Origin of the sequence: Zemynaea arenosa, assembly GCF_004614185.1 — a bacterium.
In the GTDB taxonomy this organism is placed as follows: Bacteria; Pseudomonadota; Gammaproteobacteria; order Burkholderiales; family Burkholderiaceae_D; genus Telluria; species Telluria arenosa.
This window is the reverse complement of sequence record NZ_SPVF01000274.1, coordinates 1-17267: the sequence shown is the minus strand read 5'-3', so window position 1 is coordinate 17267 and position 17267 is coordinate 1. Positions and strand designations below refer to the sequence as shown.

17 protein-coding genes are annotated in these 17267 nt (G+C 66.0%); 6 read left to right on the top strand and 11 right to left on the bottom strand.

What is annotated here, in order from left to right; translation table 11 throughout:
• The first annotated feature begins 62 nt into the window (after nt 1-62).
• A complete protein-coding gene (locus E4L96_RS22945; RefSeq protein WP_135209543.1) occupies nt 63-728 on the top strand; it encodes a TorF family putative porin in 666 nt (221 codons plus the stop codon).
• A 51-nt stretch (nt 729-779) separates the two neighbouring features.
• Here the strand turns inward: E4L96_RS22945 and parC are convergent, their stop codons facing one another.
• Entirely contained in the window at nt 780-3098 is a 2319-nt protein-coding gene (parC, locus tag E4L96_RS22940) for a DNA topoisomerase IV subunit A (RefSeq protein ID WP_135209542.1), read from the bottom strand.
• Between the two features lie 11 nt (nt 3099-3109).
• Nucleotides 3110-5107 (bottom strand): DNA topoisomerase IV subunit B, encoded by a 1998-nt coding sequence (locus tag E4L96_RS22935; RefSeq protein WP_135209541.1) that lies wholly within the window; start codon nt 5105-5107, stop codon nt 3110-3112.
• Nucleotides 5108-5311: 204 nt separating this feature from the next.
• Between E4L96_RS22935 and E4L96_RS24515 the strand changes: the two genes are divergently transcribed.
• Nucleotides 5312-6139, top strand: coding sequence for a response regulator (locus tag E4L96_RS24515; protein WP_229414726.1), 828 nt, complete (start codon nt 5312-5314; stop codon nt 6137-6139).
• Here the strand turns inward: E4L96_RS24515 and E4L96_RS22925 are convergent.
• Entirely contained in the window at nt 6136-7506 is a 1371-nt protein-coding gene (locus E4L96_RS22925) for a Kelch repeat-containing protein (RefSeq protein ID WP_167758780.1), read from the bottom strand. The two genes, E4L96_RS24515 and E4L96_RS22925, sit on opposite strands and share 4 nt — an antisense overlap.
• Nucleotides 7507-7650: 144 nt before the next feature.
• Between E4L96_RS22925 and E4L96_RS22920 the strand changes: the two genes are divergently transcribed.
• Nucleotides 7651-8598 carry a gamma-glutamyl-gamma-aminobutyrate hydrolase family protein gene (locus tag E4L96_RS22920; RefSeq protein ID WP_135209539.1) on the top strand — a complete coding sequence of 316 codons (948 nt, stop codon included), beginning with the start codon at nt 7651-7653 and terminating at the stop codon, nt 8596-8598.
• Nucleotides 8599-8600: 2 nt separating this feature from the next.
• Here the strand turns inward: E4L96_RS22920 and E4L96_RS22915 are convergent, their stop codons facing one another.
• The 7 genes from E4L96_RS22915 to E4L96_RS22885 all read right to left on the bottom strand — a co-directional run bounded on the left by E4L96_RS22915 (nt 8601) and on the right by E4L96_RS22885 (nt 14210).
• The gene (locus tag E4L96_RS22915) at nt 8601-8927 is read right to left on the bottom strand and encodes a hypothetical protein (protein ID WP_135209538.1); all 327 of its coding nucleotides are present in this window, start codon (nt 8925-8927) and stop codon (nt 8601-8603) included.
• Nucleotides 8928-9140: a hypothetical protein gene (locus E4L96_RS22910; RefSeq protein ID WP_135209537.1), complete on the bottom strand. Its 213-nt coding sequence runs from the start codon at nt 9138-9140 to the stop codon at nt 8928-8930.
• A gap of 73 nt (nt 9141-9213) precedes the next feature.
• Nucleotides 9214-10344 (bottom strand): YbdK family carboxylate-amine ligase, encoded by a 1131-nt coding sequence (locus tag E4L96_RS22905; protein WP_135209536.1) that lies wholly within the window; start codon nt 10342-10344, stop codon nt 9214-9216.
• Nucleotides 10334-11524: a cation:proton antiporter gene (locus tag E4L96_RS22900; protein WP_135209535.1), complete on the bottom strand. Its 1191-nt coding sequence runs from the start codon at nt 11522-11524 to the stop codon at nt 10334-10336. Before E4L96_RS22900 ends, E4L96_RS22905 begins: the two co-directional genes overlap by 11 nt.
• 70 nt (nt 11525-11594) lie before the next feature.
• Nucleotides 11595-12764, bottom strand: a complete 1170-nt coding sequence (locus E4L96_RS22895; protein ID WP_135209534.1) for a vWA domain-containing protein — start codon at nt 12762-12764, stop codon at nt 11595-11597.
• A gap of 1 nt (nt 12765) precedes the next feature.
• Nucleotides 12766-13359 (bottom strand): GNAT family N-acetyltransferase, encoded by a 594-nt coding sequence (locus tag E4L96_RS22890; protein ID WP_135209533.1) that lies wholly within the window; start codon nt 13357-13359, stop codon nt 12766-12768.
• Nucleotides 13356-14210 carry an AAA family ATPase gene (locus tag E4L96_RS22885; protein ID WP_135209532.1) on the bottom strand — a complete coding sequence of 285 codons (855 nt, stop codon included), beginning with the start codon at nt 14208-14210 and terminating at the stop codon, nt 13356-13358. Before E4L96_RS22885 ends, E4L96_RS22890 begins: the two co-directional genes overlap by 4 nt.
• A 190-nt stretch (nt 14211-14400) precedes the next feature.
• Here E4L96_RS22885 and E4L96_RS22880 point away from each other — a divergent pair, with 190 nt between their 5' ends.
• The 3 genes from E4L96_RS22880 (at nt 14401) to E4L96_RS22870 (ending at nt 16971) form a co-directional block, all read left to right on the top strand.
• Nucleotides 14401-16110 (top strand): histidine kinase famiy protein, encoded by a 1710-nt coding sequence (locus E4L96_RS22880; RefSeq protein ID WP_135209531.1) that lies wholly within the window; start codon nt 14401-14403, stop codon nt 16108-16110.
• Nucleotides 16111-16255: 145 nt separating this feature from the next.
• On the top strand, nt 16256-16597 hold the full coding sequence (locus tag E4L96_RS22875; protein ID WP_135209530.1) for a c-type cytochrome: 342 nt from the start codon (nt 16256-16258) through the stop codon (nt 16595-16597).
• A gap of 23 nt (nt 16598-16620) precedes the next feature.
• Nucleotides 16621-16971 carry a c-type cytochrome gene (locus E4L96_RS22870; protein WP_135209529.1) on the top strand — a complete coding sequence of 117 codons (351 nt, stop codon included), beginning with the start codon at nt 16621-16623 and terminating at the stop codon, nt 16969-16971.
• A 49-nt stretch (nt 16972-17020) separates the two neighbouring features.
• Here the strand turns inward: E4L96_RS22870 and E4L96_RS23940 are convergent.
• On the bottom strand, nt 17021-17267 hold a 247-nt coding region (locus E4L96_RS23940; RefSeq protein WP_167758779.1), incomplete at its 5' end, for a hypothetical protein.

Sequence of the window (17267 nt, the reverse complement as noted above, 5' to 3'; positions counted from 1 at the left end):
CCACCGCAGGTCCACGCTCGCTCCCATCCCCACAGGCGAAGGCGTTCCGCGCCGTTTTGCCCATGCTGGCGCTTTTCACGCTGGTGCCGGGGACCGCATCAGCGCAGGTGACCGCCAGCGTGGCAGCGTTCAGCGATCTGCAGGCGCGCGGCATGACGCTCAACGATGGGCGTCCGGCGCTGCAGGGCAGCGTCAATCTTGACAGCGCGTCGGGATGGTACGGCGGCGCCTCCGCAGCACAGGCCAAGCTGCCGTTCACGCGCACGCACGCGTTGTGGCAGGCCTACGCGGGGTATGCGGCACGGCTGGGCAATGAGGGCAGCTGGGAAGCGGGGGCAACCCGCTACGCCTACCGCGGCGCCACCGGGTACGACTTCAGCGAAGTGTTTGCAGGCGTAAGCTGGAAGCAGATCTCCACGCGCGTCTACTATTCCCCGCACTACTACGGCTTGCAGGGGCGATCCTTATACGCGGAGGTCAACGGAGGCCTTGCTCTCGCCAACGGCCTCGAACTGCAGGCGCACATCGGCCGCTTGAACGCCCGGGCAGGCGAATACTGGTACGGGACAACAGCGCGCACTGACCTGCGCCTGGCGCTCGCGTGGAGCATCGATGCATGGTCGCTCAGCGCGGCATGGACGGGGATGCGCGGAGACCGCGGCTGGTACGGGACGACGGTGAGTGGCCAGGCCCGTGCATTTTCTGCGGGCCTGGCCTACCATTTTTGACACTGCGTCGCGCGGCGCGCTAGCGCGCACGCTGCAGCGAGGCAGACGGCGTTAAACGACCGGTGCCAGCGATTCGGCCTTCATGCGCGAGGCCAGCGGCTTGCCCTTGCGGGCGCGCGCGTTGATGTGCACCTGCAGGTCGGAGGCCTTGAGCGTCAGGTCCTTCGGTTTGCCCCCGTAGGTGCCCTGCACAACCACGCCCTTCTGCGAGATCGGCTGCACGGACAGCAGCTTCTCCTTGTCTTCCAGCGCCATCAGGGTCACGCCGCGGCCACCGTTGGACAGGGTCTTCATCTCGTCGAGGCCAAACACCAGCAGACGGCCTTTCTCGGACAAACAAGCGACCGCGCTCGGCACGCCCTCGGCAATCACCTTCGGCACCAGCGGCAGCGCGCCATCATCCAGTGTGATGAACGACTTGCCGCCCTTCAGACGGCTGATCATGTCCCCCGCCTTGGCCAGGAAGCCATAGCCCGCGTTCGACGACAGCAGCAGCATGGTATCCGCCTTGCCCGCGAAGTAATGCACCAGCTTCACCCCACCGGACAGGTCGACCAGCGTGGTGATCGGCACGCCATCTCCGCGCGCACCAGGCAGCGCGGCCACCGGCACCGAATACACCTTGCCGTTGTCCCCAAAGCCCAGCAGCGTGTCCACCGTGCGGCATTCGAAGGCCGCCAGCAGCGTGTCGCCTGGCTTGAAGGTGAACTGCGCCGGATCGTGGCCGATCCCGGTGCGCGCGCGCACCCAGCCCTTCTCGGAGATGATCACGGTGACCGGTTCGTCGATCACCTTCTGCTCCAGCACCGCGCGCTCGGCTTCCTCGATCACCGTGCGGCGCGCATCGCCGAAGGCCTTGGTGTCGGCCTCGATCTCCTTGATGATCAGGCGCTTCATCGAATTCGGGTTTTGCAGCAGGTCCTGCAGCTGCTCCTTCTCCTTGCGCAGCTCGGCCAGCTCCTGCTGGATCTTGATCGCTTCCAGGCGCGCCAGCTGGCGCAAGCGGATCTCAAGGATGTCCTCGGCCTGCCGGTCCGACAGCGCAAAGCGCGCGATCAGCGCGGCCTTCGGCTCATCCGAGTTACGGATAATGTGGATGACCTCATCGATGTTCAGCAGGATGGTCTCGCGGCCCTCCAGGATGTGGATGCGGTCATTGACCTTGCCCAGCCTGAACTCGGTGCGGCGGCGGACCGTGACGAAGCGGTAGTCGACCCACTCCTGCAGGATCTCGGTGAGCCCCTTCTGGCGCGGCCGGCCATCGCCGCCGATCATCACCAGGTTGATCGAGGCCGAGGTCTCCAGCGAAGTATGCGCCAGCAGCATGGTCATGAACTCGTCCTGGTCCACGTTCTTGGACTTCGGCTCGAACACCAGGCGCACCGGCGCATCGCGGCCGGATTCGTCGCGGATCTTGTCCAGCGAACCGAGGATCAGCTGCTTCATCGACAGCTGCTCCGGCGTGAGTGCCTTCTTGCCCAGCTTGACCTTCGGGTTGGTCAGCTCTTCGATCTCTTCGCCGATCTTCTGGGCCGACACGCCCGGCGGCAGTTCGTACACGACGGCCTGCCACTGGCCGCGTGCCAGCTCTTCGATCTTCCAGCGCGCGCGCACCTTCATCGAACCGCGGCCGGTGGCGTACATCTCGGCGATGGACGAAGCGGGCGTGATGATCTGGCCACCGCCCGGGAAGTCCGGGCCGGGGATCAGCGTCATGAGTTCCGCGTGGGTGATTTTCGGGTTCTTGATCAGCGCGACGGCGGCCGTCGCGACTTCGGTCAGGTTATGCGACGGGATCTCGGTGGCCAGGCCGACCGCGATACCGGAGGCGCCGTTCAGCAGCACCATTGGCAGGCGCGCGGGCAGGGTGCGCGGTTCTTCCGTTGAGCCGTCATAGTTGGGCTGGAAGTCCACCGTGCCCATGTCGATTTCGTCGAGCAGCAGGCGCGAGATCGGCGTGAGGCGCGCTTCCGTGTAGCGCATCGCCGCGGCACCGTCGCCGTCGCGCGAGCCGAAGTTGCCCTGGCCGTCGATCAGCGGGTAGCGCAGCGAGAAGTCCTGCGCCATGCGCACCAGCGCGTCGTACACCGACTGGTCGCCGTGCGGGTGCAGCTTGCCCAGCACGTCGCCGACCACGGTGGCGGACTTGCGGGGCTTGGCGGTGGCGTTCAGCCCCAGCTCGTGCATCGAGTAGAGGATGCGGCGCTGGACGGGCTTCTGGCCGTCGGAGACGTCGGGGAGGGCGCGGCCCTTGACCACCGAGATGGCGTAATCGAGGTAGGCGCGTTCGGCGAAGGTCGAGAGGGTCAGCGCTTCGCCATCATCGGGCGCGGCGCCGGCTTGTTCAAAGAGATTTGCTTGGTCAGACATGAGCGCTCAAATTAGATATCAGCTTCGGCTTCATTGCCGTGTTCTTCCAGCCACGCGCGGCGGGCGGCGGCTTCGCCTTTCCCCATCAGCATGTTGAAGCGCGCGGCGGCATCGGCGGGCAGGAAGTCGCCCAAGGTCACCGGCAGCAGGCGGCGGGTGTCCGGGTTCATGGTGGTCTCCCACAGCTGCTCGGCGTTCATCTCGCCCAGGCCCTTGAAGCGGGAGATGGTCCAGGCGCCTTCCTTCAAGCCGTCCTTCTTCAATTTGTCTTCGATGGCCATCAGCTCTCCATCGTCCAGCGCATACAGCTTCTGGATCGGCTTCTTGCCACGCGCCGGTGCATCCACCCGGTACAGCGGCGGGCGCGCCACGCAGATGTGGCCATGCGCGAAGAGAGCCGGGAAGTGCTTGAAGAAGAGCGTCAGCAGCAGCACCTGGATGTGCGAGCCGTCGACGTCCGCATCGGACAGGATGCAGATTTTCCCGTAACGCAGGCCCGACAGGTCCGGCGAATCGCCGAACGCATGCGGATCGACGCCGATGGCCACCGCGATATCGTGGATCTCGTTGTTGGCGAACAGGCGGTCCCGGTCGGTCTCCCACGAGTTGAGCACCTTGCCGCGCAGGGGCAGGATGGCCTGGAATTCCTTGTCGCGGCCCATCTTGGCCGAGCCGCCCGCGGAGTCGCCCTCGACGAGGAACAGCTCATTGCGGGTGATGTCGGTGGACTCGCAGTCGGTCAGCTTGCCCGGCAGGACGGCCACGCCGGAAGACTTCTTCTTCTCGACCTTCTGGGCCGAGCGCATGCGCGACTGCGCCTGCTTGATGACCAGGTCCGCCAGCTTCTTGCCGTATTCGACGTGCTGATTGAGCCACAGCTCCAGCATCGGGCGCGAGAAGGTGGCGACCAGCTTGACCGCGTCACGCGAATTCAGGCGCTCCTTGATCTGGCCCTGGAACTGCGGGTCCAGCACCTTGGCGGACAGCACGAAGGACACGCGGTTGAACACGTCCTCCGGCAGCAGCTTGACGCCTTTCGGCAGCAGCGAGTGCAGTTCGACGAAGCTCTTCACGGCGCCGAACAAACCTTCGCGCAGGCCGGATTCGTGGGTGCCGCCGTTCGGCGTCGGAATCAGGTTGACGTAGGACTCGCGCACGATCGAGCCTTCCTCGGTCCAGGCCACGACCCAGGCCGCGCCTTCGCCTTCCGCAAAGCCGTCGCTCTCGCCGCTGGCGTACTGTTCGCCCTCGAAGAAGGGGATCAGCGGCTCGCTGGTGGAGGACTGGTTCAGCGCTTCGATCAGGTAGCCGCGCAGGCCGTCGTCGTACTTCCAGGTCTGCTTGTCGCCGGTCTTGGCGTTGGTCAGGCTGATGGTCACGCCGGGCAGCAGCACGGCCTTGGAGCGCAGCAGGCGCTGGAGCTCCGTCTTCGAAATCTCGGGCGAATCGAAATACTTCGCATCCGGCCAGGCGGTGACGCGGGTGCCGGACTTCTTGCCGTCGCGCGGGGCGGGCACGGATTTCAGCGGCTCGACCAGGTCGCCGTTCTCGAAGGCCAGCGTGTGGTAGCCGGTGCCGTCCGGCTCCTTGCGCCACACGGCGATTTCGAGACGCTTCGACAGCGCGTTGGTCACCGAGACGCCCACGCCATGCAGGCCGCCCGAAAAGGCGTAGGCGCCGCCGGCGCCCTTGTCGAATTTGCCGCCCGCGTGCAGGCGGGTGTAGACGATTTCCACCGTCGGCACGCCCTCCTCGGGGTGCAGGCCGACCGGGATGCCGCGGCCGTCGTCGTCGACGGTGACGGAACCGTCGGCGTTGAGGATCACGTCAATATTCCGGCAGTGGCCACCGAGCGCCTCGTCGGAGGCGTTGTCGATCACTTCCTGGATGATGTGCAGCGGATTCTCGGTCCGGGTGTACATGCCCGGGCGCTGCTTGACGGGTTCCAGCCCTTTGAGGACGCGGATGGATGATTCGTTGTAGTCGGACGTCTTTTTGGATGTTGCCATGCTTGCAGTGGTGAGGACCGTGGTACCGATGGGCGGGATAAACCGCCGTATTGTACAAAGTTTCTCCGGCCCAGCGGCAGGACTTTCGGCGGCGGCCGCGGCCTCGCTGGCCCTTGCTGCTGCGGAGATTTGTGGTTAGATTGGTACGTCGCCGCTGCCCGCACAGAGCGACGCGCCGACTTTCTTAGCAACCCAACAACGCCCATGCAAGCCAAAAAGTATCCGTTCGCCGTCCGCCTCATTGGTTTCGAGGGCACCGAAGGCGCGCAGATCAGCGCGATGCTCACGCTCGCGCCGTCGCTCGGGCCGGCGTACTTCTGCCTGCTGGAGGACTCGCTGCAGGAGCCCGACCTGTACATCGCCAACGGCAGCGACGTGCGCTCGCTGGCGGCGCTGGCGGCGGCCAACCCGAGCGCGCGCCAGCCCGCGCTGATCGTGGGCGCGGCGGCGGTGGACCTGCCGTACGAGCACATCGAGCGGCCGCTCGATCCGGGCCGCCTGTTTGTGCTGCTGCAGCGGATGGTGGACCAGCGGGCCGACGAAATCGCCAAGATCACGGCGCGCGGGCTGCCAGATGTGCCGGAGCGGCGGCGCCGCCGGCGGCCGGACTTCGACCTGACCGACCCCAGCGACTACCTCAAGATGCGCAAGACGCCGCCCGGTGGCGCGGTGCTGATCGTGGACCGGGGCCCGTCCTGCCGCGACCACGTGGCGCGCCTGCTGGCGCCGCGCAAGGTGGAGGTGGAGTGGACTGATTCCGCCTCCGCCGCGATTCGCCTGTGCGACGAGACGCCGGTGTCGGTGGTGCTGGTGAATACCTCCACGCCGGAGGTCGATCCGTATGCCCTGTGCGCCTCGATCAAGGGGCTGGCTGGGGCGGCGCGCATCGCCGTGGTGTTCCTGGTTGGCAGCGACTTCCACTACGACCCGGCGCGGGCCCGTGCGGTGGGCGTGCGCGGCTTGCTCGACAAGCCGATCGCGGACCGGCACCTCTCGGCCACCATCAAGCGGTTGCTGTCGCTGCCGCTCTAGCTGTAGATCTCCGCCGTCGACAGCGCCACACGGTCTGGATCAAGCCCGCCCACCACCAGGACCTTGCCCGTCGGAAGAGCCGTGGCCGTGTGCAGCAGGCGCGCCGCTGCGAGGTTCGGACCGGCCACGGTGGTCGTGCTGGTCGGGCCATACAGTTCGGTGCTGGCCAGCGGGTGATACGCGAGCGTATCGTTGCCGCCGGTGACCAGTACGCGGCCGTCGCTCAAGGCGGCGCTGGCGTGCATGGTGCGCGCCGTGGAAAGGGGAGCGCCCGGCTGGATGCTGATGCCGCCCACGGCAATGTTGGCCGTGGCGGCCAGCGGACGCCCGTCCAGCGCGTCCTCGCCGCCGAGCGTGGTGTAGTCGCCGGTACTGCGCTTGACGAGGCTGGCGCCCAGGCGCGGGGTGGTGTCGAACGGCGGGTTGAGCAGGTCCGAAGACTGGGCGACCACATCGACCACTTCCGGCCGCACCGCGGCGCCTCCCACCGTGGCGCCGCCATACAGCAAGACCAGATTGGCCGTCAGCGGCACGGCCACATGCGCGTAGCGCGTGGCCTGCAGGCGCAGGTTGAGGCGCGTGAACTGCTGGGTCGCCGGATCGTACAGCTCCACAGTGTCGCTGCCCACGTTGCCCCCGGGTGTCAGGCCGCCGGCAATCAGCACGCGGCCATCGGCCAGACGCGTGGCGGTGTGGCGCGAGCGCTGGACGGCAGGCTGTCCCGCCGTGGCGCGCGCTTGGCCGGTGCGCGGGTCGAACAACTCCGCGATCGTGGTCCCGCTCACGGTGCGGCTGCCGCCCACCACCAGGACTGTTCCGTCGGCCAGGACCGTAGCGGTGTGCGAGAAGCGTCCCGTCGTCAGGGCGCCTGCGCGGACGAACGTTTCGGTCGCAGGGGCGAAGGCCATCACATCGAGCGGCGGCATGCCGCCCTGGCCCTCGCCGCCGAGAATCAGCACGCGTCCATCGGTTCCCGTCACGGCCACGTGAGACGCGCGGGCAAATCCCATTGGGATGGTGCGGAAACTGTTGCGGTAGGCCACCGGCAAGGCCAGATCGCGGGTGGCACTGCCTACGGTGAGGCGGAAGGTGGTGGTGCTGCTCAAGGATGGGAGCGTGAGCGGGGTGCCGCTGGCGATGGCAATGTTGCCCGGATCGATACGGCCAGTGCCGCCCGAGAAAGTCGCGGTCACGACTGGTGCGTCACCCACGAAATACGCGGCCTTGTCGGCCGTGAAGGCCGAGATCACGGGGGCGCTGCCAGGGACCCCAGGGGCGGCGCTGTCCTGCCCGCCACCGCCACATGCGGCCAGGGAGCCGGGCAGGCCCAGCGCGGCCAGGGCGCGCAGCAATTCACGTCGGTTCATCGTCATCCTGCAAAGAGATTGGAGCAGAGAATGATAAATACACTCCCGGCGCAGGGTTGTCATCCTTTGTCCTAATTCTTCAGGGAATGTTGGACGATTCTTCTTGGCAATCGTGCCGGGATTGCCTGACGGTCGATTTATAGTATGGCGATGGATGACCACAAGGACGACCCACCCGCGCGGGTGCCGGACCGGCGCGCCCCGCGTGGGGCTTCGCGCTATCTGAAGGAAGGCGATACGCCGCTGGCGCTGGGCTGGCGCGTGCTGCGCTCGCGGGTGCGGGCGGTGCGGGACAAGATCGGCCGCGACTTCATGCAGCGCACCCTGAACATCGGGATTTCGGCGCGCATCTTTCATCCCGAGCAGGGGGCGACGGGGCTGCGCTCCAAGAACCTGCAGTACCTGGAGGAGTCGCTGGCGCACTGGGTGATGTCGCGCGATGTGCTGGTGTTCATGGTGCCGACGGTGAACACCGGCGGCCTGCTTCATCCCAGCAATATCACCTTGCAGCACTATGCCAAGCATCTGGACGGACTGGTGCTGCAGGGCGGGGCGGATGTGTCGCCGCAGACGTATTCCGAGGCGCCGACCAAGCCGGAGTGGAGCGGCGACCGGGCACGTGATTTGTACGAGCTAGAACTACTTCATGCCTTCATCAACGCGGGCAAGCCGGTGCTGGGAATTTGCCGCGGCTGCCAGCTGCTCAATGTGGCGTTCGGAGGGACGCTGTACCAGGATGTGGCGACCAATGTGCCGGAGGCGATTGCGCACGTGCACGCGGATTACGATGCGCACAAGCACGCGGTGCGGTTCCCGGCCGGCTCGTCCCTGAGCCGCATGTTTCCAACTGCTGCGCGCGCGGTGGTGAATTCGATTCACCACCAGGCAGTGAAGGACTTGGGGCGGGATGTCACGGTGGAGGCGATTTCGGAGCCGGACGGGATCATTGAAGCGATCCGTTACCAGCGCGCCGATTTCGTGATGGGCCTGCAATGGCACCCGGAGTTCCACCGCGCCGGCGGCACCGAGCTGCTCGACTGCACCCCCATCCTTGACGAATTCCTCCGCGTCGCCCGCGAAACCCGGCTGTAAGGCTAGGCTGCCTGGCTCAGGAAAGGCCCGCGATCCGGTCCGAATAGCTCCCGCATCACAAATGCCAGTGCGATGAACCCGGCCTCGGCAAAGAGACCACGGTTGAGCGTTACCGCAGACTGGAGGAGCGCCGATGAAAAGACCGATCCGATCAGCAAACAAAAGGGCACGATCAGTAACCCGTTCATGAAATCGACGATGACCCACCGCATGTCGAAATGCGGCAGCGCCGATGCTGCGGCTGAGCGCCGCGCCGGGCGAACTGCAGCCGCACATGCGGCCGCAACAATTGTGGCCATGTCGGCGGGATTGCCATCGAGGGCAATCATTCAGATCACCCGACGGGCTTGTAAAATCCCGACTGTCACGAAGCCGATCACTGCGCCAGCCAGGTAGGTGCTGTCGCTTACGTGCAGCCCGAACAACGGGCCGAAGGCGCCAGCGAACACATCGCCTGCCAGTGCGCCGCCCATGCACAGCCTGAGGCTTTCGAGCCTGTCCCAGAATCTCATCGCGATCCTCCCACGCTTCGAGAATTTCATGATACGCCAAGGCGCTTGGGTCTTTGTTAGCGTGCTTCAGCGGTGCGCGTGGAACTTCCGAAGCGTACGAGTGTCAGGAGGTGACCTCATCACTGCGGAAGCGGCCGATGGCGGCGGCGACCATGCCTTCGGTGCTGCCTTCCTGCGTGTACTGGTTGCGCAGCCAGGTCGAGTCGCTGCCACCGTGGACGGCGCGGCGCAGGTGGGACAGGGCGGCCGTGCTGCCCAGCGCCTCGGCGTGCGGCTCCATCAGCTTCAGCGTGGCCAGGATGTCGTCGCGGATGGAGCGCTGTTCATACGACTTGGGCAGGGTCACCGTCCCATCGAGCCCGAAGCGGCAGGCCTGGAAGCGGTTGTAGTTGTAGACCAGATAGTCGTCCTCCGCCGGCGGCTCCTCGCGCCGCTCCAGCAGGTGCCGGCACAGCGCCTGCAAATAGCCCGCCAGCGCGGCGGCACGCTCCACCGTCAACGGCGTGTCGCACACGCGCAGCTCGATGGTCCCGTATTCAGGCTTGGGCCGCAGGTCCCAGTAGAAATCCTTCATGCTGCGGATGATCCCCGTGCGCTCCATCTTGGCGAAGAACACCTCGGTGAATTCCTCCCACGTGAGCAGGAAGGGCGCCCGCCCCGACATCGGAAACGCGAACACGGAATTCAGGCGCGCCGATTCGAACAGCGAATCATGCCCCTGCACGAACGGCGAGGACGCCGACAGCGCAATGAAATGCGGGATGTAGCGCGACAGCGAATGCAGCAGGAACAGCGCATCGTCCCCGCTCGCGCAACCGATGTGCACGTGCTGCCCGAACACCGTGAACTGCTTGGCCAGGTACCCGTACAGCGACGACAGTTCGCGAAAGCGCGGCTTCTCGAAGATCTTCTGCTCGGACCAGTGCTGGAACGGATGCGTCCCGCCCCCGCACATGCCGATATTGAGCTGGTCCGCGGCCGCCACCAGCGTATCGCGGATCTCCTGCAGCTGCGCCAGCAGCGGCTCGTACGACGAGTGCACGCTCGAGTTAATCTCGATCATCGACTCGGCGATTTCCGGCGTGACGTTGCCGGGGAAAGGCTTGCGGTTCAGGAGATGCAGCAGGTCCGGGCTCGCATCCATCAGGTTGAAGTCGGAGAGGCTCACGAGCTGCAGTTCCAGCTCGACCCCGAAGGTCAGCGCGTCCGACTTGGCAAAGGCTTCAAGAGGCATGCTGGCTCCCTTTCGATTCGCGCGCCCATAGCAAGGCGCGCTGGATGATGATCGGGCCGAAGACCTCCAGCAGCATGGTCACCGCGGCCATGGCGCGCAGCTCGTCCAGCACGTCGACGCCGCGCTGACGCGCGTGCTCCAGAAGCAGGATGACGAATACCGAAACCGGCGTCAGCGCCAGCCCGGTGAGCGCGCCCTTGCGCCAGGTGATGCCCGAGAGCCGCGCGAAGGCGGTGACACCGATCGTCTTGGCCAGCATCCGGACGCCCACCACCGCCAGGGCCAGCGAGGCCCCGGCGGCCACCTTGCGCCAGTCCAGCGTGGAGGCGGCGTACACGAACAGCAGCACCGTCAGCAGTTCGCCCAGCGCACCGAAGTTGCGCTGGGCCTGGGAGAACGCCACCCGCCGGTGGCGTGCCATCAGCCCGAAGGCCAGGGTGGCCGCCACCGAGGACAGGCCGGAGGAATAGCAGATCGAGACCAGCAGCATCACCGCGATCGCGAAAGCCACGGTGGCGTCCCGCGCGAGGTTGCCCAGCTGCCGCAGCAGGGCCGGCACCACCACGCCGAAGATCGCACCCAGCGTGAGCGACAGCAGCAGCCGCACCAGGGTATCGATGGCCGCCGCGCCGATGTCGTTCGCGGTGTGGAAGATCCAGAAGCCGAGGATCACGTTGAACGCAAAGACGGCCAGCAGGCAGTTCACGGCCGACAGGTGCAGCACCCGCTCCGTCACCTGCCCGGAGCTGCGCATCTCGTTGACGATGCGGATCACGGTGGCGGGCGAGGATGACATCGCGAGGGAGGCCAGCATCAGCGAAGTGAGGGTCGAGGTGCCGAAGGCGTTGGCGGTGAAATACACGGCCACGAACGTGCCCAGCGACTCCACCAGCGCGCTGGCCAGGAGCCAAGGATTGGTGAGAAACCAGCGCGCATTGATGCGGTACCCCAGCTCGAACAGGATCAGGCCGAACGACACGTCGGCCAGGGCCAGCACCGGCCCGGCGTCCGCCGGCGGGAGGGCGCCCAGCTGCGAGCTGGCCAGCGCAAAGCCGACCAGCCCATAGAAGCTGATGCGCGGCAGGCCGGTGAGGCGCTGGCCGAATTCGCCCGCCAGCCAGGCCAGCGCGATCGCTATCGGCCAGGAGAGATTGGTGAGGACAGTGAGCAGATCGGGCATGAAGTCCTTTCGCAGTAGCCGGTTGTCGTCGCGGCCACGCGAATGTCCGTCCGGACCGGGAAGGCCGGCGCTACTTGGACAGCAGCCGCATCGCACGTTCCAGCCCATCGAGGGTGACCGGGAACATGCGGTTATTCATGATCTGGCGGATCACCGACACCGACTGGCGGTACTGCCACACGCCTTCGGGCTCGGGATTCAGCCACACGAAATGAGGGAACGTATTCACGAAGCGGGCCAGCCATTCGGCCCCTGCTTCCTCGTTATTGTATTCGACCGAGCCGCCCGGCTGCAGCACTTCATAAGGGCTCATCGTGGCATCGCCCACGAAGATGAGTTTCGTGTCGGGCGTGTATTTGCGCAGCACGTCCCAGGTGGGAAAGCGCTCGGCGTTGCGGCGGCGGTTGTTCTTCCACAGGTGGTCGTACACGCAGTTGTGGAAGTAGAAGAATTCCATGTTCTTGAATTCTGTCTTCGCGGCCGAAAACAGTTCCTCCGTGCGTTCGATGTGGTCGTCCATGGTGCCGCCGACGTCCAGCAGCATCAATACCTTGATGCGGTTCTTGCGCTCCGGCTGCATCTTGATGTCAAGGTAGCCCGCGTTGTTGGCGGTGGCGCGGATGGTGGCATCGAGCGCCAGTTCTTCCTCGTGGCCCTCGCGCGCGAAGCGGCGCAGGCGGCGCAGGGCCACCTTGATGTTGCGGGTGCCCAGTTCGCGCTCGTCATCGTAGTCGCGGTAGCTGCGCTGTTCCCACACCTTGACGGCAGTGCGGTTGCCGCCCTTGCCGCCGATGCGGATGCCTTCCGGGTTGGTGCCGCCGTTGCCGAACGGGGACGTCCCCCCGGTGCCGATCCATTTGCTGCCGCCTTCGTGGCGTTCCTTCTGCTCCTGCAGCAGTTGATTGAGGCGCTCCATCAGCTGCTCGTAGCCGAACTTTTCGAGCGCCGCGATCTGCTCGGGCGTGAGCTCGCGCTTCATGCGCTGCACCAGCCAGTCAAGCGGGATGCCGGCAGCCGGGTCGAAGGCGGCGTTGATGCCCTTGAAGTAGTGGGCGAAGGCGCGGTCGAATTTGTCGAAGTGGGCCTCGTTCTTCACCAGCGTGAGGCGGGCCAGATAGTAGAAGTCGTCCAGCGACTGGGCGCTGACGCCGCGCTGCATCGCTTCGAGCAAGGTCAGGAATTCCTTGATCGTGACCGGGACCTTGGCGTCCTTCAGGGTGAAGAAGAAATCGATCAGCATGTCACTTCTCGACGGCGTGCCTTTGCAGCAGGTAGTGCAGCTGTGCCTTCACCTCCGGCCATTCGCCGCGCAGGATCGAGTACATCACCGTGTCGCGCACGGTACCGTCGCGGCGCGGGTGCTGGTGGCGGATCACGCCGTCCTTCTTCGCGCCGATCCGTTCGATGGCGCGCTGCGAGGCGTGGTTGTAGTTATCGGTGCGCAGGCCGACCACCGCGCAGCCGAGCGTGTCGAAGGCGTGCGACAGCAGGAGCAGCTTGCAGCTGGTGTTCACGTGGCTGCGTTGCCAGCTCTTGCCGTACCAGGTCCAGCCGATTTCCACGCGGTCCACCTGCGGCAGGATGTCGTGGTAGCTGGTGGTCCCGATCACGCGGCCGCTGCCGATGTCGATCACGGCGAAGGCCACGCGGCCGGGCATGTCGATGGCGGCGCGGATGTAGCTCTCCACATTGTGCGGCTCGGGCACGGAGGTGATGCGCAGGTTCCACAGCTCGCCGTCGCTGGCGGCGGCGCGCAGGCCGTCCGCGTGCTGCAGGCCGAGGGGCTCGAGGCGTACGCCATTGAACTCGATGGTGGTGGGCTGGACGTCGATCATCGGTTGGTCCTCGACATGAACATCAGGCGCTCGAACAGGTGCACATCCTGCTCGTTCTTCAGCAGGGCGCCGTGCAGGGGCGGGACGATCGCTTTCTGGTCCTTGGAGCGCAGCGCTTCGGGCGGGATGTCCTCGGCCATCAGGAGCTTGAGCCAGTCGAGGAATTCGCTGGTCGACGGCTTTTTCTTCAGGCCCGGGATGTCGCGCACTTCGTAGAAGCTTTGCAGGGCGCTGGCCAGCAGGTCGCGCTTTAGGGTCGGGTAGTGGACTTGCACGATCTGCTCCATCGTGTCGCGGTCCGGGAATTTGATGTAGTGGAAGAAGCAGCGGCGCAGGAAGGCGTCCGGCAGCTCCTTCTCGTTGTTGGACGTGATGATCACCAGCGGCCGGTGCCTGGCCGTGACCATTTCGCGCGTCTCGTAGACGTAGAACTCCATGCGGTCCAGTTCGCGCAGCAGGTCGTTGGGGAATTCGATGTCGGCCTTGTCGATTTCGTCGATCAGCAGCACCACCGGTTCCGGCGAGGTGAAGGCCTGCCACAGCACGCCCTTGACGATGTAGTTGTGGATGTCACGCACCCGTTCGTCGCCGAGCTGGGAGTCGCGCAGGCGCGACACGGCGTCGTATTCATACAGGCCCTGCTGGGCCTTGGTGGTGGACTTGATGTGCCACTGCATCAGCGGCATGTTGAGCGCGGCGGCGACTTCCTCGGCCAGCATGGTCTTGCCAGTGCCGGGTTCGCCCTTGATCAGCAGGGGGCGCTGCAGGGTGAGGGCGGCGTTGACGGCCAGCTTCAGGTCATCGGTGGCGACGTAGCCGGCGGAGCCTTCGAATCGTTGGGGTGCTTGCATGGGGCGCGGATGGTCCGGGTGACAATGAGCCATGAGTATATGCCAGCCCGCACGACCGTGCGGAATAGCCCCGCAGACCGCGCGCTCCGCCCGCAGCGGGGCCGCGCAATGTGTGCGGTCGCGAACAGCGGGGCGGCACGAACGCCGATACGATCATGACCAACTGACATAGCGACAAGAGCGAGACATCATGGTCTTGGGACCGGAAAAGGACGACATCGAAGCGCAGCAGCTGGATCACGAATCCGGCGAAGGGCAGGCGGTCGGCGTGGAAGCGCAGGGGACCGTCGAAGGCAACGCCTATTCGCCGCTCGGCGGGGCCGGCATGCGCCATTGGCGCGCCAGCTACGTGGACCGCCCCGGCTTCCATGAGCGCGGCAATATCTTCTTTGCCGCCGTGGAAATGACCCGCATGCCAATGACGGTCACCGACCCGCGCCAGCCCGACAACCCGATCGTCTTCGCCAACAACGCCTTCATCGACCTCACCGGCTACGAGCGCTCCGAAGTCGAGGGCCGCAACTGTCGCTTCCTGCAAGGCGCGGACACCGACCGCGACACGGTCGCCGAACTCGCCAAGGCCGTGCACGAACAGCGTGCCATCGCGGTCGACATCCTGAACTACAAGAAGGACGGCACGCCGTTCTGGAACGCGCTCTTCATCGGCCCGGTGTTCGACCAGTCCGGCGAGCTGCTGTACTTCTTCGCCTCGCAGATGGACATCACCCAGCGCCGGGTGAGCCAGCAGTCCACCCTGCAGGCGCAAAAGATGGAAGCGATCGGCCAGCTCACCGCCGGCCTGGCCCACGACTTCAACAACCTGCTGCAGGTGGTCAACGGCAACCTGGAACTCGCCCAGCGCATGCTGGACGGCAAGCATCCGGCCGGCGAAGCCCTGCAGCGCGCCGAAAAAGCCGCCCTCAAGGGCGCCAAGCTGACCCAGCAACTGCTGACCTTCGCCCGCAAGCAGCGCCTGGAACCCAAGCGCCTGAACCTGAATACCGTCGTGGTCGAATTCAGCGAGATGCTGGTGCGCACCCTCGGCAGCAAGGTCGACCTGCACCTGGACCTGAAACCCGGCCTGCCGGCCTGTACCCTGGACCCGACCCATCTGGAAATGGCCCTGCTGAACGTGCTCATCAACGCGCGCGACGCGATGCCGGAGGGCGGGCAAGTGTCGGTCGGCACCACGGTAATGTCGGACGCCGAACGCCTGCAGCGCCATCAGCTGCCGCCCGGCACCTACGTGGTGATCTGCGTGATCGACCAGGGCACCGGCATGACGCCGGAGGTGGCCCGCCGCGCGATCGAACCCTTTTTCACCACCAAGGGCCCCGGCACCGGCCTCGGACTGGCGATGGTGCACGGCTTCGTGCAGCAGTCGCGCGGGCGGCTGGAGATCGAGAGCGCGCCGGGCGCGGGCACCACGGTGCGCCTGATCTTCCCGGCCACCGGCAGCGTCGCCGATGCGCGCCCCGCCGCCGTGGTTCACCCGCGCCAGCGCGAGGGCCTGCCGGTGATCCTGCTGGTGGAGGACAACGAGGACGTGCGCCAGCTGGCCCACGATTTCCTGGCCGCCTCCCAGTATGAGGTGGTGCCCGCCGCCAGCGCCGAGGAGGCGCTCCAGAAGCTCGCCGGACGGGAGCGCGTGGACCTGGTCTTCAGCGACGTCATCATGCCGGGCGGGATGAACGGGGTGCAGCTGGCCGACCGCCTGCGCCAGAGCCATCCGGACCTGCCGGTGCTGCTGACCACCGGCTACATGGAAGAGCTGGCCGGCAAGGCGCCTGCCGGCGAACCGCTCGACATCCTGCCCAAGCCCTACAAGCACCACGACCTGCTGGAGCGCATCGCTGCCGCCATCGCCCGCAAGGCCCCGGAGCGGCGCCGCCAAGCGTGACCCGGTCCGCCGGAAGTTGCGTTGTGGACTGCCCCCCACTCTTGGGTTAGAATCCGGCGCTGGTACTGGAAAAGTGTGACTTTTTCAACTGCCATTCAGGGCGCAGCCGGACCGGGCCCTCTCGTACAACCTGATCATCGTCACCATGAATAAACTCGTTGCAGTTGTCGTACTCGCGGGTGTGGCCGGTCTGGCCTCTGCCGCGGACGTTGTTGGTAACGCCCAGAATGCCAAGGCCAAGGTCGAGATGTGCATCGGCTGCCACGGCATCGCCGGCTACAAAGCCAGTTTCCCCGAGGTGTACCAGGTCCCGATGCTCGGCGGCCAGAATGCCAAGTACATCGAAAACGCCCTCCAGGCCTACAAGAAGGGCGAGCGCAAGCACCCCTCCATGCGCGGCATCGCCATCCCGCTGAGCGACCAGGACATCGCCGACGTCGCGGCCTACTATTCCCAGCAGGGTGGCAACGCCCAAGCCAAGAAATAAGAACGAGTTCGAGGACGGAGACCATGAAGAAACTGACGATCGCCCTGGCCGGCGCGAGCCTGTCGCTGCTGTCGCTGACCGCCACCGCGGGCGGCAATGCGGCCAACGGCGAAGCCCTGACCAAGAAGTACAACTGCGCCGCCTGCCATGGCGCCGATTTCAACAGCCCGATCGACCCGAGCTATCCGAAGCTGGCCGGCCAGCACAAGGATTACCTGGAGCACGCGCTGATCGCCTACAAGCGTGGCGACGGCCCCAACGGCCGCGCCAACGCCATCATGGGCGGGCAGGTGAAGCCGCTGTCGGACCAGGACGTGAAAGACATCGCGGCCTATCTGCATTCGCTGAAGGGTTCGCTGGTGCTGAAGCGCTGATTCCAGCCCCGGAGCCCGCTCGAACGCCACGCGATCCGCGTGGCGTTTGTCATTTTGGGGATGGGGAAATGTAGACCCGGCCTTGCGCGGGCGAGAACAGCACGCGGCGCGGGCGCAGGAAATCCATGCCGAACACGATGTCGGCCGGAACCGCCTGGCCGGCCGGGTCGGCAAGCAGGCGCAGTGGCCAGTGCGGCAGGCGCTCGTCGCCGATGACGATGGTGGCCGCCGCGCTCCAGGCGGGGCTGGGCGGGCCACCGGCCCCGGTGATGGGCGTGGCCGGCTGGGTATCCGGG

Coding starts and splice junctions, on each gene's coding strand:
- E4L96_RS22945 (WP_135209543.1), top strand. CDS start 63: ATGCTGGCGCTTTTCACGCTGGTGCCGGGGACCGCATCAGCGCAGGTG.
- parC (WP_135209542.1), bottom strand. CDS start 3,098: ATGTCTGACCAAGCAAATCTCTTTGAACAAGCCGGCGCCGCGCCCGAT.
- E4L96_RS22935 (WP_135209541.1), bottom strand. CDS start 5,107: ATGGCAACATCCAAAAAGACGTCCGACTACAACGAATCATCCATCCGC.
- E4L96_RS24515 (WP_229414726.1), top strand. CDS start 5,312: ATGCAAGCCAAAAAGTATCCGTTCGCCGTCCGCCTCATTGGTTTCGAG.
- E4L96_RS22925 (WP_167758780.1), bottom strand. CDS start 7,506: ATGAACCGACGTGAATTGCTGCGCGCCCTGGCCGCGCTGGGCCTGCCC.
- E4L96_RS22920 (WP_135209539.1), top strand. CDS start 7,651: ATGGCGATGGATGACCACAAGGACGACCCACCCGCGCGGGTGCCGGAC.
- E4L96_RS22915 (WP_135209538.1), bottom strand. CDS start 8,927: ATGATTGCCCTCGATGGCAATCCCGCCGACATGGCCACAATTGTTGCG.
- E4L96_RS22910 (WP_135209537.1), bottom strand. CDS start 9,140: ATGAAATTCTCGAAGCGTGGGAGGATCGCGATGAGATTCTGGGACAGG.
- E4L96_RS22905 (WP_135209536.1), bottom strand. CDS start 10,344: ATGCCTCTTGAAGCCTTTGCCAAGTCGGACGCGCTGACCTTCGGGGTC.
- E4L96_RS22900 (WP_135209535.1), bottom strand. CDS start 11,524: ATGCCCGATCTGCTCACTGTCCTCACCAATCTCTCCTGGCCGATAGCG.
- E4L96_RS22895 (WP_135209534.1), bottom strand. CDS start 12,764: ATGCTGATCGATTTCTTCTTCACCCTGAAGGACGCCAAGGTCCCGGTC.
- E4L96_RS22890 (WP_135209533.1), bottom strand. CDS start 13,359: ATGATCGACGTCCAGCCCACCACCATCGAGTTCAATGGCGTACGCCTC.
- E4L96_RS22885 (WP_135209532.1), bottom strand. CDS start 14,210: ATGCAAGCACCCCAACGATTCGAAGGCTCCGCCGGCTACGTCGCCACC.
- E4L96_RS22880 (WP_135209531.1), top strand. CDS start 14,401: ATGGTCTTGGGACCGGAAAAGGACGACATCGAAGCGCAGCAGCTGGAT.
- E4L96_RS22875 (WP_135209530.1), top strand. CDS start 16,256: ATGAATAAACTCGTTGCAGTTGTCGTACTCGCGGGTGTGGCCGGTCTG.
- E4L96_RS22870 (WP_135209529.1), top strand. CDS start 16,621: ATGAAGAAACTGACGATCGCCCTGGCCGGCGCGAGCCTGTCGCTGCTG.